The sequence below is a fragment of the Acidisphaera sp. L21 genome, from assembly GCF_009765685.1.
Taxonomy (GTDB): domain Bacteria; phylum Pseudomonadota; class Alphaproteobacteria; order Acetobacterales; family Acetobacteraceae; genus LMUY01.
In genome coordinates this window covers 56,605-70,959 of record NZ_LMUY01000076.1, presented here as the reverse complement: position 1 = coordinate 70,959, position 14,355 = coordinate 56,605, and the positions used below count along the sequence as shown (strand labels likewise).

Here is a 14,355-nt window from a genome sequence, read left to right as displayed (position 1 = left end):
TTCCCTATGAACCCGGAGTTCTCTGGATTGCCAGACGATCTGCGGATTGACGTAGATGCGCACGTCGCCCGGTGTCAGCTCGAGCACCACGATACGATACAATTCACCGATATGCGGACCTGTGATGCCGATGCCAGGCGCGGCACGCATGGTGTTGAGCAGGTCAGCGGACTAAGCTTGTAACGACGCGTCAAAGACGGTGATGGGCAACGCGGTTTGGCGAAGCCGCGGATCGGGGAATTTCACAATTTCACGGATAGACATAGCCCGCCTTATAACCCAGTCGCCAAAGCCGGAAAACTCGGCTTAGGGCGGAATGATCGTTCCATCCCAGGCCAGCACGCAGCCGCTTTGCGCAACCGTCGCGGTCTGTATCACCTGCAGCAGATAGGCTGCCGACTGAGCCGCGGTGAACAGCTGGCTCGGCGAAACGGAACGCCGGAACGGCGCGCTCAGCCCGGTCTCGACCGTGCCAGGGTGTAGACCCAATACGATTTGCTCTGGCCGAGTACGGGCTAGCTCGATTGCGAGGTTACGGAGAAGCATGTTCAATCCCGCCTTCGAGGCACGGTAGCTGTGCCAGCCGCCGGCGCGATTGTCGCCGATGCTGGCGACACGGGCCGACAGCGCGGCAAACATCGCCCGCCCCTGGCGCGGCAGCAGCGGCAGGAAGTGCTTGGCGATGAGAGCTGGTCCGATCGCGTTGATCTGCCAGGCCCGCATGAGCGTCTGCGGATTGAGGGCCTGATACGTCTTCTCCGGCGACATGCCCGGCCCGTGCAGCACGCCCGTCGCCACCACGATCAGGCGAGGCGAGGCCGGACAGCTTTGGGCGGCGCGGGAGATGGACTCTTCGTCAAGCAAATCGAGACGAAACGCTGGGTCGATGGCGCCGCGAGAATAACAGGTGACCTGGGCACCAGCTCCTTCCAAACCCTGCGCGAGCGCAGCGCCGATACCGCCGCTGCTGCCTATTACAACGACAGCCGCACCTTCCAGAAAGGCTACCATCCTTGACTGCCGGGAATGCCTTTGAAGGGGCCACGCAAATTGCTGGTTACCCAGCCGCCATAGAAGCCGCCGGGCTGCGGCGTGACCTGTTCATCGCCTACGAAGCAGGCCTGCATGACACCTGCATAGATCGCCACGTAATCCCGTAGCTCCGCGAAGGATACGTTGGGGTTGGGGTAGCTCCAAGCGGCGCGCTCAGCCCGGGCGGAGAGATGGCAGATATTCCAATACTGCGCGCTGCCCTTCCACTCGCAAAAGCTACTGCCGGTCGCTGGCTGCAGCGTGCCAGGCAGAAAGGCGTTAGGCGGCAGGTAGTAGACGGGCGGGTGGCTGGTTTCCAACACCCGTAACGCCTCGTCAGTCGTGGCAATGGTCGTGTCGTCAAACATCACTCGGACCGGCAAGCCAACCGGCTGCCACACCGGAGGACGGGGATAATCCCAAACGTTTTCGATCCGCAAAGTATTGTGCATGTCAGCCATATGGTGGCGGCCGCTGGACCCACCAGGCGTGAACTTCCGCGATCCTTGTTCGTGGGGCGGTCATATTAGCGGGTGAACGCTCCGCCAACAATCGGTCAGCTATTCGATATGCGACTACACACCTGGAGAGGGTGAGACGGACTTGCGTGGTGCTACACTGCCCAACTCCCGCCGGGAAAGCTCAGCGTCAATGCGGATGCTACGGAGATGAGCCTCCCGATCGGACATCGGTCCGGAGAGGGTGGTCTCGGCCGCCGCGATCGAGATGTCTAAGGAGGCGATAAGAGCCGGGATGCTCTTGCGTACTGCCTCGGCCTGAATCCGATCGCGCGCCTCTCGGCCAAGGCTGCGACCCTGAAGCTCCATCGTCTCCACACGATGTCCAGCCGCCATGAACGACCGTACGGCCATCTCGCGGTCCTCCCTGACTGCCTGAAGCAGGTCCATGCCGAGGGCCTTGTAGGGCTTGGCGGCCATGTCCTCAGCCACTTTGGACCACATGTCCTCCGCCTTGATTGGCGTCAGGTCGCCCAGCGCACGCCGACTGCGGACGGCGTCGAAGGTCGCCTCATCCGAAATCATCGTCCAGGTCGTCCCGCGCGCCCGGCTTTCTGCCACGTAGGCGGTGAAGCCCGTCATGCCAGCGGTGCCGCGGGGCAGGGCGTTGATGTGCTCGTCCGAGGTGATCCCCTGCGCCGCATCGACCGTCATGGCATGCCCGAAGCCTACCAAGAGCCGGCCCGTCTCCTTATCCTCAAGACGCTTCCACTCGACCTCGCCCACGCGCCCGTCCTTGTCGCGCAAGATGAGGCCATTCGCCATGCGGCCGACCACCTCGACGATATCGCCGTTGTTGCCGATCGAACCTCCCTTGCCATCAATCTTGGCCCAGGTCCGCCGGAATAGCCGCAGCTTGTCGCCGGTCGCGATCGGAATGGCATAGTGCTCGCCGCGCTGGTCGACGGCGTCATACACCTGCTCGTCATTGCGCAGCTCGCCGCGGGCCTTCATCCTGCCGCGGATGGCCTGGCTGAGGTCGGCGGCGTCGGCGTTGGTCAAGGCCGAGACGGTGATACCCCGTTTTGACCCAGCGACCGTAAGGGCGTCCCGGCGCTCCATGTAGAAGTCCGCGATCCGACCGACAACCTGGTCCTGGTCGCCGCCGATAAAGCGGGCGGTGCCGTCCTGTCGCTTCATGGCGAGGGCCTGCTCCACTTCGCCAAGGTGATGGTTTTGTCGCTGCTCAGCTTCCAGTTCAGCCTGGGCGTTGGCGAGCCGCGGTCCATTGATCTTTCTGCCGCGTCGCTTTTCGGAAAGTCCGTCAAGAGCATCGAGGTCAGGCTCGATCCCCCGGAACAGCCCGGCAATCGTACGCAGGCGGCGCGTTTCCACCGCGTCGCGTCCTTTCTGGCGCACGGTGCTGAGGAGCTCCGCCTGTGCCTCCTTGGGCAGCGCCCGCCGCATAATCTCGACGGCATCGCCTGCCTCGACCGCTTGCGCCTGTTCCCGGTCTCCGAGGGCCTTGATGGTCAGACCCGTCTCGCGTTGGAGCTGCAGTAGGGCAAGCATTGCCCGGGGCGCGACCTGGCTGATCTCGTCGATGACCAGGACGGTGTTGCGGGTCGCTTGGAATTCTCCGCTCTTGATGGACCGAAGCAGCGGCTCCATGGCGATGGTACGGTGAACGCCGGCATCCTTGAGCGCGTCGGCCTGCTTCCAGCCAGTCGCAAGCCCCACGACCTCCCGTCCGCCCGCGTCAAATCGGGTATCTGCCTTCCAGGCCTCCACCAGGGGCTTGAGCAGCGTGGTCTTCCCGGCGCCCGCCACGCCGGTCAGCAGCGACAGGGCGGCTCCCTGTCCGACGGCGTAGATCGCTGCCTTCTGGGCGGCTCCGTGGTCGGGCTCGGAGGTGAAATCCAGCCCCGAGGCGGCGATCGCCGCCGCGATGGCAGCGTGCGAGAGAGCACCGGTTCTGTCGGCCGCAGCGCGCGACGCCTCCGCGGCAAGGCTTTGCTCGATCCGAACCTGGGCCGTGTTGGTGACGCGGACCTTGTCGCCCGACAGGCCGGTGATGAGGGAGACGTGCTCGCCCTTCAGCGTCAGGCCCCGCTGTTCGATGAGCGACACCACTTGGTCGATGTCGCTGACGCCGCCGGCGATCCCGGCGCCAATGAGACCACGCGCCGCATACAGTCGCAGCTTGTCATGGTCGATGACCGCCGCCGTGTGGAATTCCTGGGCAAGATGGCGGGCGGCAAACCGGTGGGCGGCATCGAAGCGCTCGGCCGCCGGGCGCGCCTCATGCTGGGTCTCGCCTAGCACGGTTTGATGGTTCCAGCCGATGGCGGCGGCCTGCTCGCGCCAAATCTCGTGGTCGTTCTTGTCGCCATGCTTCTTCAGGCGGGAGGCGAGGCCGGCCGTGGCGAGGATCCTGAACTTGCCCTCGGCGGACATCTCGTCCCAATCGAGACCCTGGGCGGCGGCATAGGCCTTCGCGGAGCCGAGCACCTGCCGACGCCCCTTGCTGAACAGGTCCACGGCCTGCTGCGGGATCGCCTCGAGCACGACGGCTTGCTGGTTCTTGTCGTAGCCGGTCCGGGCACCAAGGCGCCGCAGTTCGTCGGCCAGCCGGGCTTGGAAGAACGCACCGAACTCGTGCACGCGGCTATGGAGACGCTGGGTGTCAAGGGAGCCGACCCGACCATCTTCGGTCACGACCAGGTTGAAGAGGGCATTATGGATGTGCGCGTGCGGGTCCCCGCCCATCGGAGACTGAGCCAGATAGGTCGCGCCGTTCGCACCATCTTGGACGGGCAGGGTCGGCCGGGCGGTGTGATGGCGGAAGCTGACCCACCCGACAGCCCCGGGATCGGCCCCGTCCTCCCCAGCCTTGCCCTTGCGGGCCCAGCCCACCTCCCGCGCAACGTAGCGCATGGTCGCGTCGTTCGCGCGGTCGATGGCGTGCCAGATCATGGCGCTTTCGGCCGGCGTCGCTGCGAACTCAGCCGCCAGGGTGACTGATTTGTGCGGAGCAAGGGTCAGGTCATAAGCGCTGACCTTGCGCTTCTGGTCGGTCCAAGCCTCCCCCGTATCGCCCCGCTTGGCCTCGAAGAGCCGGTCAAGGTCGGCATCCTTGGGCATGGTCCGCGCGTCGACACCGAGCGCCTGGGCTACCTCGGCCGGCATATCCGGCCGCCACGTCGCCCGGCTATCCCGGCCGGTATAGTACGAGGTGAGACGTCCGCCACTGTCCAACGCCTTGCCGGGATCCGTCCGGAAGTCATGGGCCGGTTGCGGGGTATTCTCGGTGAAGTAGGCGCGGATCAGCTTGCCGGCCGAATCAGCCGCCAGCTTGCGGAAGGTCATCATGGAGCGACGCTCCCGTTCGCGCCGTGTCCTGCGGCGGTCCCGTTTCCGTTCGCCCCGAAAGCCCCCCTGACGGCGCGAACGACATCGTCCGGCAGGCTGGTTGCCATGCTGTCGGTGCGACGGTCGATGCGACGAAGGAGGGCTCCGTTGTCGCCGACTCTCGCCACCAACTCGGCCAGCAGTTCCTGCATCGTTGGTCCATCGCCAGGTGCTGGCGTGAGCTTCTCAATGACGATGCTCAGTTGCTCCGCGAGCAGGCGCAGGATCTCGCTGTGTGCTGCGAGGGCGCTGGCGATCTCTGTCTGGCCGGCCTTCAGTTCGTCCTGACCCCCGATGATCCGGGTCAGCATTTCAGTCGTCTCGGTCGCCATGATGCGCTCCTTGGTATGGCGAGAGCATCCGAGAATTTGGGGCGAACGAAGCCAGATGTTTTTCGGGACCTCGAAAAAGCCGGTCACCGTGCACGACGGGTGCAATGGTGTATGGAAACCCACTTTTGCTTTCCGACATCTATCCGAAGTCCATCCGGAACCTGTCCGGAATCTATCCGAAACCTTGGCGAAAGCTTTCCGACTCCGGCGCCATTTTCCCCCTGTCGTTTCGCCCCAATCCTGAAGAGGCTGTCGCTACGCAACCCAGAGGGGCGACATGCGCCAGCGGCTAACCAAACGAGACCTGAAGCAACTTGAGAAAGACGAGTATGGGAAGACCTCGCCGGTCTATCGCTACGTCCGCGACAGCTATGCCGAGCTGGTTGGGCTGAAGGTGGGACAACCCAGCGGGCCTAGTTGGGAATCGTTTGCGCAGCTGCTCGCGCGCCGAGGGCAGACAAACGGCAGAGGCGGGCGCCTAACCGCGGAGACCGCGAGAAAGCTGTTCCGTCGCGTTGCGCTGGAGGTTGAAGCGCGGCCGAAGCATGGTCCGAGCCGCTCCGCGACGCCGCACCGTTCACGCCAGCGAGAAGACTGGGAACCGCCATTGGCGCGAACAGAGAACCCGGTCCGCCGACGCACGCTACCTCCGCCGCCACCCAAAGTGCCGCCCGCGGGCGATTATGACCATCTGCCAGAGGAGGTGAGAGCGCAGCTGACTGCTGTGGACGAACAGTTTGCCCACCTGGACCGGCACATCATCCGGCCAAAACAGAGGACCTAGAATCATGTCGAAAACATCGAAGGCTCAAAGCGAGCGCCGCCCGATCCTCTTTATCGGGATTGGTCGCCAAAGGGTAGGAAAGACGACCTTCCTCAATACCGTTATCCAGGCTGTTCGGGAGCAGGGAGCGAATTTGGTCATCTGGAACGCAGACCTCCTCAACGTCACGTATAACCTACCCCTCTTCCATGACGATGTACTGGAACCGCCCTCGGCCGATTTCGACGACGTAAAGTCCTGGCTGGAGGAGCGCATTCAGGACCAGATTGACGGCCAGTACAATGCGTTCCTCGACGTGGGAGGCGGGGATACGCCCCTGAGCCGCCTTGTGCGGGAGATCCCGATTGTCCAGACCTTGGAACGTCAAGGCATCAGGGTTGTGCTCGCCCATGTCATTGGCCCGGAACAGGCGGATGTTGACTACCTCCGCCATTTCACGGCGCAGGAACTCTTCGCACCTGAGGCGACAATGATCGTGCTCAATGCCGGTTTGGTCATGTCAGGGCGTTCGGCCAGCAATGCGTTCGCCTCAATCAAAAGCCACCCGATCGTGACGGACGCCCTCGCCCACGGCGCCAAGCTCGTGATGATGCCGCCCCTATCATGCATGTCACAGGTCACCGATCGCGGCCTGACCTTTTCGGACGCGGCGGAGGGCGTCGTCAAAGGGGAGCATGCTAGACTCTCTTTCTTTGACCAAGAGCGGGTATCAATTTGGTGGACAAAAGCTGTCCCCGCGTTCATCGACTCAATCCCTCCGCTGTGGCTTCCAGCGTCCCGCCGGACCGTCTCGATGGAAAACTCGGCGATCGGCCCCAAGGCGAATGCCGAGGAACAATCCCATGCTTGAGAAGGAGCGCGGACGCCGTTTGGCGTTGATGGAGCCGTTGATTTGCGACGCCTTTGGCAAGGTGGCCAAGGTCGTTTTCGATCTGGTGGAAGGGGACGTTCATGAGGCCCTCGTCAAGATGGAGACGGACGCGACAGAGTGCTTCATCTGGGAAGGGTCCGGGGTAAGGGCGTGGGACCGCTACGAAGCCGGCGGGCCAATCGAGGCCGAGGACGTAGAACTGAACGTCAGTCCCGAGTTATCGTGGATGACACGCGAACAGCTCTTCGCAGTTCTAAAAATGTATCATCAAGGCGACGGCGTTCAGTTCGTGGCGACCTCCGACCCCTGGAAAGCTTTCACACGGGCTTCGGAAGCACCGACGGCGACCCTCTATGTCATGCCCAAGGTGGCCGATCCATTAGACCTCCTGGTCAGGATTGTGCTCGGAAAACAGGATCGGACCTCCACGATTGTGCCGAAGGCGGCTCTCGCACTAGCTTGGCAAGAGGCGACGGGTATTGCGATGCGCTCCTGGGTGAAAACTAATCAACACCGGCCCCTGTCTGATCACCCTGCCTTCGAAAGTGTTGTACAAAGGCTACAGCCCGGCCTTCCCGGGCTATATGTTATCCGCACACCACCCGTGCCGTTCTCCCCTATTCTACCTGCGGCGACTTACGAGCACCGGGCGGCCGTCGCGGTATTTGAGACGCCTGAAGAATATGAAGAGTGCGAGAAATTCTACGCCGAAACCGGAGCGGCGTTCTTCGAAGCGACGCCCAACTTCCGCAACAGACCCCCCTTCTCCTACCGGCCGGCAAGCCTGGCAGGCGGGATCGAGGAAGGCCAGGCTCTGATTGTTCAAACGCCTTGGCCCGATATTGGCGCGGTATCCGTGTACGCGATGCCGACGGCGATCCTGATGGCCCAGCCTGACTTGAAGGCCGCTGGCTTTAGGGAGCGGTATGGCGTGCAGTTCGACAAGGACATGGCAGCGGCGACCGCGTTCTGGCAGCGTTTCCCGGGAAAGGTCACCACCAAGCTCGGCAGGACGGAACATCCGCGCGCTAGGAGGGCGGGGTGATGGAAAGCCCTGCCCGTCAGCTTGCGGGGCCACAACGGCCCCTGGACCTTTCGGAACTGCGTAGCCGATTTGCAGACCGGCTAGAAGCTGTCGAGACGGCCGCGCGCGATTGGGGCGTCCGTCCCGAATATCCCGAGGGTGTCTTCATTTCGACAATGATCGGCACGCAGGCGGGGTTCGCGGAAGTCGCGTTGGCCATCGGGGATACGCTGCTCACCATCGTGGAGCGAGCGAAGGCGACAGCGGAGGACGAGTTGGCCAAGCAACGGGTTGTCACGGAGCGAACGCGGCAAACGTTAACCAAGGCAAGCGGTGTCATCGAGAACCTCGACAGAAGCGCCCGCCATGCGATCGAGAAGATCGAGATCGAGAAGACCGCGGTCTTGACGCAATTGGTGAGGGACATACTGCCCGACATGACGCGGGGGGTTCGCGAGGCCCTTGTCATCAGGGAGCGCCGCTACAACCATGAGCGCGAGTGGGTCCGGGCACTCTGCATCGGAGGGCTCATGGTCGGGCTGGTGCTGAGCGGCTATCTATGGGGCACGTGGTCCGACTGGGGCGTGAGCAGCCGCATCGAGAGCATTGGTATCGCGGTGGAGCGTTGCCAGGTGACGTCCCGCTGGGCGGACGATAAGGGAAACCGGCTTTGCGAGATGAAAGATTTCTCGGGACTTTAGGTGTCGGTTCGCCCCGAACCGCCTGACGATCGGGATCTAACCTGATCGAGGAGGGAACTTGTGGAAGGAAAGAGAGATCGGCCGGAAGGTCGAGAAACGTTCGGGCGGCCGAGGCGGCGGCTCATTGCCAGCTCCGTGGCAGTGCTGACGTTGTGGGGATCGGCGGCATTCGCGGACCCGGAACCCCAGACCATCAGCGGCGTACCGCAGCAGATTGTCCCAATGGTGGGCGAGGTGGGGCTCTCGGCGTTCACGATGCCAACGGGAACGGTGTCGATTCTCGGCGGCAGTACGACCGGGACAGGCGGCCTGAGCGGGACAGGCACGTCGACGGACAGCAGCGCCCTTGACACGATGCTGGGAACATCCTGGGGTGCGTCCGCGCAGCAAAGTTCGGAGGCGCTCGGGGTAAACGCGTCCGCCTTGGCTGCGACGTGCGTGGTCGAGAGCAATTGTCAGAACGTCTCGGGGACAGGAAGCATCACCGGCGCCTTTCAGATGACTGCGGCCACCTACCAGTCGAGCCTCGCAGCTGCGCTTGCACAAGATCCAAGCCTTGCCGCGAACATCGTCCCTGGGCTAGCAGGACAAAGCGACCCCGCGACACAGGCCATTGCCGCGGCAGAGTACCTCAAGCAAGGGGCCCAATATCTACAGAACAACGGCGTCTCAACTCCGACGGCTCTGGATGTTAGAGGCTATTACAACTTTGGTCCCCAAGGAGGCGCCGCTATCGCGACGGCTCAGGATTCCGATCCAATTTCGGGTGCCCTGAGTATGTATACTCCTGCGCAACTGGCAAAGAACGGCATTACGGCGGGGGAGACGGTGGGTCAGTGGCGATCAAGCGTCGCTGCAAAAATGGGGAGTGCCGCCGGTGCTCCCGTTTTGACATAAAGGAAGGCGACATGAGGAAGATTATACTGGCTGTCCAAGCGATCGTGCTCCTGTCGTCAGGCGCCGCAGTGGCACAATCATACAAGCCGGTCACGGCTGTGAAAGCCCTGCCAGGATGGCAATGCATGGCACTGGCGTCGTCATATGGACCTAACGGCATCAACGCCCCTCCAGCACCGGTTTATGCTGGTCCAGATCGCACAGCGCCGAAGGTCGGAACGGGCGCGGGGGTAATCATCGTGCCCGAACCCATGACGGCGCAGGACGGCAGAACCGCGATGGTATGGCCGAATGGTAAAAAGGTGTGGATTGATGTGTCTAAGTTGACGTCTTGGCACTCTCTAAGCAACCCACAGGCGACATGCCGACCGGCTCTGATGTCCAACGGCAGATATGGCTATACGACAAGTAATTAGCCGCATCAGAAGATTTGGTCGCGACGGGCGACGAGATGTCTCGCCGCCCTACTCCTCACTCACCGACGGCTGCAAATAGGTCGTCCTGGCGCTGCTCGATTTCGCCGCGTTTCGCCATCTTCCTGAGGCTTTGCATCACGTTGTCACCGCGGAGGCCGGTGAGTTGCATGAGGTCGGTGAGTGACTTCGGTTCGCGAAGATGCGCCAGTAGACGCTCCTGTGCCGGGTTGTTGCGTCGAATGCTGGCATAGTCCGGCGCGTTGGCACATTTATCGCGGCGGACCCATACGCCCCAGCTGAGACGGACGACGAGATTCTTTCGACGCATGGCGCGGAGGTGTCCCGTGATGTTGGACGCCGTCCGGTTCGCACCGACGGCGATTTCCTTGACGGTGCGCGGCTCGGTCAGGAGCACCATCAGTTTCTCGCGCACGACGCTTCGGCGCTGGGCTGGGAACGCGCGGCTATGTTTGCCGTTTCCCCGCGTCGACTGCGGTAGGTCGAAGAGTAGATTACCTCCATCCATAGTCATCTCTCCCAGGTAGATGTCGAGCGTGTTTGCTTCGACCGGGGCATCGTAGGGAGAGCCGGGGCGAACGAAGCTGGCGTCCGGGGAAAATATCCGAACAGTCGGGATCGTGCTGTTATGCGATGGGAGAGGACATGAGGAGGAGTCGATGAAGCGGATATGGCATTCGTTGCCGGCCGGCGCGGGACTTTTCTTTCTGGGTGCGGCGTTGTTTGTCGTGGGCGCGATCAACGCGGCGTAGCACGATCTTCATGAGACGATGCAGGTCGGATTGTTGGGAGCGGCGGCGGCAATCGGGATCGTGTATGTGTTCTGTGACTGGACGCCTCGATCTCCGCGCCGGAGCTAGAAAAGGCGGTGCTCGCTGAGCACGTGAGGGAGCCGGATCCTTTCGGACCCGGCTGCTCGGCTAGAAGGGTAATTCGTTCTCGGGGATGATCTCGGCCGGGGCCGTGCGGTTGTAGGTCACTGGCGTTTCCCAGAACTCTTCGGCGAACTCTTCGTAGGACATCCAGCCGGCCGTGGACGTGATCGCCAGGGTATCGTGCGTGAGGGTCTGATCCATTGTCTTGCTCCTGCTCTTTTCTGCAGCCCGATCGCTGCTGAGCGGCGCAAATGCTGGCCTTCGTGACGGGTCAAAGGCGCGCCTCTTCGGCGCGGGACCGGAGCCGCGCGGAGCCACGCGCAGGCCGGCTTCGGCCGAGCATGGCGAGCACGGCGAGGACCCACCCTTTGAGGCGGCGCGACCTTGGCCAGCATTACTCTAGAAGAGCAGCGGAGGCTTTCTTCCTTGCTGACTTCCGTGGGGCGGTCGGACGTTCCCGGTGACTGGCACGAGCGCCGGCCGGCGGCTCACCCGGTCACAATGGTGTCGGCGTGGCCTCGCCGCCGAGGACCGAGAGCGGCTTACGTCGCGGCCCGGGATTGGCGACATGGACGGCGACGAGCACGTCCAGCCATTTTGCGACGGCGGGGTCGACATCGCTTTCGCCGGAGAGCCAGCGCCGGAGGGTCGTTCGATGCTCACCGGTACGTCGTGCGAGTTCTCGCTCCGACCAACCCAGGATGAGGAGACAAAGCGACAGACGATAGGGAGACATCGGCGCCGCCGAGATGTGTCCATTTTGGACACATGATCCTTGCGGGATCGAAGGCGCTGTCGACTGACTATGCTCCGTGTCTGCGCGGAGGTCCATATGATCGATCCGGGTCATGGACCGAGCATCCAAGAATTTGGGGCGAACGAGGACATTCGTATCTTTGTTCGCCCCAAATTGCCGCACCGTGCACCGCACCAGATTTTGGAGGCGACATGGTCGATGAGAATGAGACAGCAACACGAAGCCGTTCCAAGCGCACCACGCATGTGGGTGAGGACACTTGGACGAAATTTGGAGAGTTCAAGGCGGCGATCATCGGTCGTAAGGGTGAGGGCGCCGTTGCGCGAGCGCTGTCGAACTTAGGAATGCCGGCGCTGCATGACGTTCTCCTGCCTGACCTGCTGGGCGTCACGCAGATGGATCATCTTGTCCGTGCATCGGACGCGATCATGGTGATCGAGACGAAGACGTATGGCGGCCACATCACCGGGTCGCTGGACAGCGCGGAGTGGGTGCAGCACCTGGCCGCCGGCGAGGTCAGGCATGCGCTTCAGAATCCGGTGCATCAGAACCATCGGCATTGTCGTGCGGTCCAGGTGGTCTTGGCGGGATTGTTGGTGCCGATCGCCGGCATCATCGTTTCAGCGGGCTCTGCGACCTTCTGCGATGACCTTAAAGGTCGCGTGGTTCCGTTGCCTCGCTTAGCCGAGGTCTTTCGTCCAACGCCGTGCCGTTCTCACGATCCGCGCGATTTGGATGTTGCTTGGCGCCGTCTCTTGGATGCGACCGCGGCCGCGGAAGTGCGCCGGGAGGAGCACCAGGAGGCGATGCGTCACCGCCGCAAGGACGATCGACCCATTGGCTGATATCGGCGCTTTGACCTAGGTCAAGGAAGGACAGACTGCGATGCCAAGGATCGCTTTTCGATAAACGGAGACGCTGAGGATGATCGGGGCCGATGCGATGGATTCCGCCGTCGCTGTGATGTGCTGGGACAATGGGGGCCAGCGGTTGGTGGGGCTGATGGTGGTTCGTCGCGTCGATGGCCATGCGTGCTTCGTCGAGTTGCCGCCCGAGCTGGAGGAGCGCCTCGCCGTGCTCGATTTGAAGTTCGTGGAGGATAATGCAGCGCAATTGTTGGCGATCGCCTACGAGGGCCTCTCGGCGTGCGCGTTCGAGGAGGATCGTGTTGTATCTGGGGGGTTTTTGCTGCAGGGCTACCACCCGGCAGTTCCGGGAACGATGCGACATATTCCGGCCGAGCTTATCGCCAGCAATCCGTCGGGCATTGCCACATGGCAGGCCGCTGGATTTATTGTCGATGTCGGCGAGATCGACTTAGCGTATTATCGCAAGAGCAAGACGATCCATTAGGTGGCCACGGGACCCGCTGGGCGGGCTGCTACCTTGGGACCGTTGAGGCCGGTGCCTCAGGTACTTCTCAAGAAGCTTCCCAATAGCGGCCACCAGGTCGGAGATTTGGAACGGCTTTCCGAAATAGCGGCAGGGCTGGCCGACATGCTGGACGACCATGGACCCGCGCAAGCGATGGTAGCGCGTATGCGGCGAGACGGCTCTTGGGCGGCTCGACTTCCGTTAGTGAGGGTGGCGCCTTTGGCGTCGCGCAAGCTTACGGAAGCAACGTAGCGGTCCCGAAGGGATGTGCTCGAATGGCTTGGTCTAGGTCTTACCCTCGCCCAGCCGTGGCCGATCCGATAAGTCCTCTGCGTTGGACTCTTTTTCTGCGCGCGAAGCGGCATAGCGCATAGGACGGCAGTCAGATTCCAGATGAAGGCGGTTGTCGTGCCACTGGTTAGAACGCCACGCCAGAACCGTCCGATCGGCAACTCGATATAGGGATTGTCGACCGGGATATGGCCGAACGGAAAGGGCTGGTATGAGCCGGCCACGAAGCGGCCGCCTACCCGGCAGCCCCCCGCTTGTGGGGGGCGCAGACGGAAGGGGGGTGGTGGGGCAAGGTGCGCGCTTGCCCGGAGATGACGGACAGCCCTGCCAGCGCGTCGCATCCGACACGCGATTGGGTGCCGCTGTGGGCGACACCCGTTTCGCTTGGAAGGGTCGAGGCGGGAGCCGAAGCTCCCGCCGTGGTCTCAGCCCCCGAAGGCGCCCATCTGGGCGGTCGCGCTGGCGCGGCTGACGTTCGGGGCCTGGCTGGGGGCCTCGTATGGCTTCCACTCGCTGCCGGTGAGGTGGGCGTAGGCGGAGACGGCTCCCTCGGCGGCGGCGACCAGGGCGTGCGCCTGCAGGCCCATCTCGGCGGCGAAGATGCGGGCGCGTTCGGCCCGGCTCTCGAACCCGCTCACACCGTCGCGGTCTTCGTCGCGGTCTTCGTTGGCGAGCTTCATGGTGAGGTCGCGGGCCTGGGTGACCTTGGTGGAGTAGAACTGGCCGGCCCCGTAGGCGGAGCTGACGTAGGCGCCGACGATCCGCTGCAGGTGCATCTCTAGGGCCTTGTCAGAGAGCGGCAGGGTCTTGGAGGCGAGGGCCAGGTGCTCTTCGGTGGCTTCCCGGATGCCGGCTGTATCGACGGGGTCGAGGCCGAAGGTGCGGGAGAGGTTTTCGGCGAGGCCGCTTTGGGGGCAGAGCGCGAGGGCGAGTTCCAGTGTGATGGACTGACGAACCTGGGCGGTGCGGGTGGCGGGCTTCGCGGCGGTCTGGGTGCGGGTCTTGCTGGCCATGATTTTGATCTCTCTTTTCGCCCGGGAGGTTCGCCTGCCCTGTGCTGGCTCTCCCCCTCGGGTGTGGTCGACCAGGTCCGGGCAAGGAGGGAGCGGAAACC

Annotated in this window: 15 protein-coding genes; 6 read left to right on the top strand and 9 right to left on the bottom strand. The window is 63.1% G+C overall.

Annotation, left to right across the window (positions count from 1 at the left end):
• The 5 genes from GSQ76_RS32710 to GSQ76_RS15805 all read right to left on the bottom strand — a co-directional run.
• Positions 1 to 162: peptide deformylase (locus tag GSQ76_RS32710; RefSeq protein WP_408836723.1), on the bottom strand; the 162-nt coding region annotated here is incomplete at its 3' end.
• 144 nt (positions 163 to 306) lie between these two features.
• Positions 307 to 1,011, bottom strand: coding sequence for an SDR family NAD(P)-dependent oxidoreductase (locus tag GSQ76_RS15820; protein WP_158744966.1), 705 nt, complete (start codon positions 1,009 to 1,011; stop codon positions 307 to 309).
• Positions 1,005 to 1,400, bottom strand: coding sequence for a DUF427 domain-containing protein (locus GSQ76_RS15815; protein WP_254070436.1), 396 nt, complete (start codon positions 1,398 to 1,400; stop codon positions 1,005 to 1,007). Before GSQ76_RS15815 ends, GSQ76_RS15820 begins: the two co-directional genes overlap by 7 nt.
• Before the next feature lie 207 nt (positions 1,401 to 1,607).
• The gene (mobF, locus tag GSQ76_RS15810; protein WP_158744963.1) at positions 1,608 to 4,862 is read right to left on the bottom strand and encodes a MobF family relaxase; all 3,255 of its coding nucleotides are present in this window, start codon (positions 4,860 to 4,862) and stop codon (positions 1,608 to 1,610) included.
• Positions 4,859 to 5,233 carry a hypothetical protein gene (locus tag GSQ76_RS15805; RefSeq protein ID WP_158744961.1) on the bottom strand — a complete coding sequence of 125 codons (375 nt, stop codon included), beginning with the start codon at positions 5,231 to 5,233 and terminating at the stop codon, positions 4,859 to 4,861. The genes mobF and GSQ76_RS15805 overlap by 4 nt, the downstream gene beginning before the upstream one ends.
• A gap of 788 nt (positions 5,234 to 6,021) precedes the next feature.
• Here GSQ76_RS15805 and GSQ76_RS15800 point away from each other — a divergent pair.
• The 4 genes from GSQ76_RS15800 to GSQ76_RS15785 all read left to right on the top strand — a co-directional run bounded on the left by GSQ76_RS15800 (position 6,022) and on the right by GSQ76_RS15785 (position 9,510).
• Positions 6,022 to 6,867: a hypothetical protein gene (locus GSQ76_RS15800; protein ID WP_158744960.1), complete on the top strand. Its 846-nt coding sequence runs from the start codon at positions 6,022 to 6,024 to the stop codon at positions 6,865 to 6,867.
• On the top strand, positions 6,860 to 7,933 hold the full coding sequence (locus tag GSQ76_RS15795; RefSeq protein WP_158744958.1) for a hypothetical protein: 1,074 nt from the start codon (positions 6,860 to 6,862) through the stop codon (positions 7,931 to 7,933). Before GSQ76_RS15800 ends, GSQ76_RS15795 begins: the two co-directional genes overlap by 8 nt.
• A complete protein-coding gene (locus GSQ76_RS15790) occupies positions 7,933 to 8,613 on the top strand; it encodes a hypothetical protein (RefSeq protein WP_158744956.1) in 681 nt (226 codons plus the stop codon). The genes GSQ76_RS15795 and GSQ76_RS15790 overlap by 1 nt, the downstream gene beginning before the upstream one ends.
• Positions 8,614 to 8,748: 135 nt before the next feature.
• Positions 8,749 to 9,510, top strand: a complete 762-nt coding sequence (locus tag GSQ76_RS15785; RefSeq protein WP_158744955.1) for a hypothetical protein — start codon at positions 8,749 to 8,751, stop codon at positions 9,508 to 9,510.
• 471 nt (positions 9,511 to 9,981) lie between these two features.
• Here the strand turns inward: GSQ76_RS15785 and GSQ76_RS15780 are convergent, their stop codons facing one another.
• The 3 genes from GSQ76_RS15780 to GSQ76_RS15770 form a co-directional block, all read right to left on the bottom strand.
• Positions 9,982 to 10,686, bottom strand: a complete 705-nt coding sequence (locus GSQ76_RS15780; protein WP_158744953.1) for a hypothetical protein — start codon at positions 10,684 to 10,686, stop codon at positions 9,982 to 9,984.
• A gap of 178 nt (positions 10,687 to 10,864) precedes the next feature.
• Positions 10,865 to 11,020 (bottom strand): hypothetical protein, encoded by a 156-nt coding sequence (locus tag GSQ76_RS15775; RefSeq protein ID WP_158744951.1) that lies wholly within the window; start codon positions 11,018 to 11,020, stop codon positions 10,865 to 10,867.
• A gap of 295 nt (positions 11,021 to 11,315) precedes the next feature.
• The gene (locus GSQ76_RS15770) at positions 11,316 to 11,669 is read right to left on the bottom strand and encodes a helix-turn-helix transcriptional regulator (RefSeq protein WP_158744950.1); all 354 of its coding nucleotides are present in this window, start codon (positions 11,667 to 11,669) and stop codon (positions 11,316 to 11,318) included.
• A 98-nt stretch (positions 11,670 to 11,767) separates the two neighbouring features.
• On the opposite strand from GSQ76_RS15770, the gene GSQ76_RS15765 reads away from it, so the two are divergent.
• Both GSQ76_RS15765 and GSQ76_RS15760 read left to right on the top strand, forming a co-directional pair.
• Positions 11,768 to 12,421, top strand: coding sequence for a nuclease-related domain-containing protein (locus GSQ76_RS15765; RefSeq protein WP_158744948.1), 654 nt, complete (start codon positions 11,768 to 11,770; stop codon positions 12,419 to 12,421).
• Between the two features lie 79 nt (positions 12,422 to 12,500).
• On the top strand, positions 12,501 to 12,929 hold the full coding sequence (locus GSQ76_RS15760) for a hypothetical protein (protein ID WP_158744946.1): 429 nt from the start codon (positions 12,501 to 12,503) through the stop codon (positions 12,927 to 12,929).
• Between the two features lie 737 nt (positions 12,930 to 13,666).
• Here GSQ76_RS15760 and GSQ76_RS15755 read toward each other — a convergent pair.
• Positions 13,667 to 14,254, bottom strand: a complete 588-nt coding sequence (locus tag GSQ76_RS15755) for a hypothetical protein (RefSeq protein WP_158744945.1) — start codon at positions 14,252 to 14,254, stop codon at positions 13,667 to 13,669.
• Between the last annotated feature and the right edge of the window lie 101 nt (positions 14,255 to 14,355).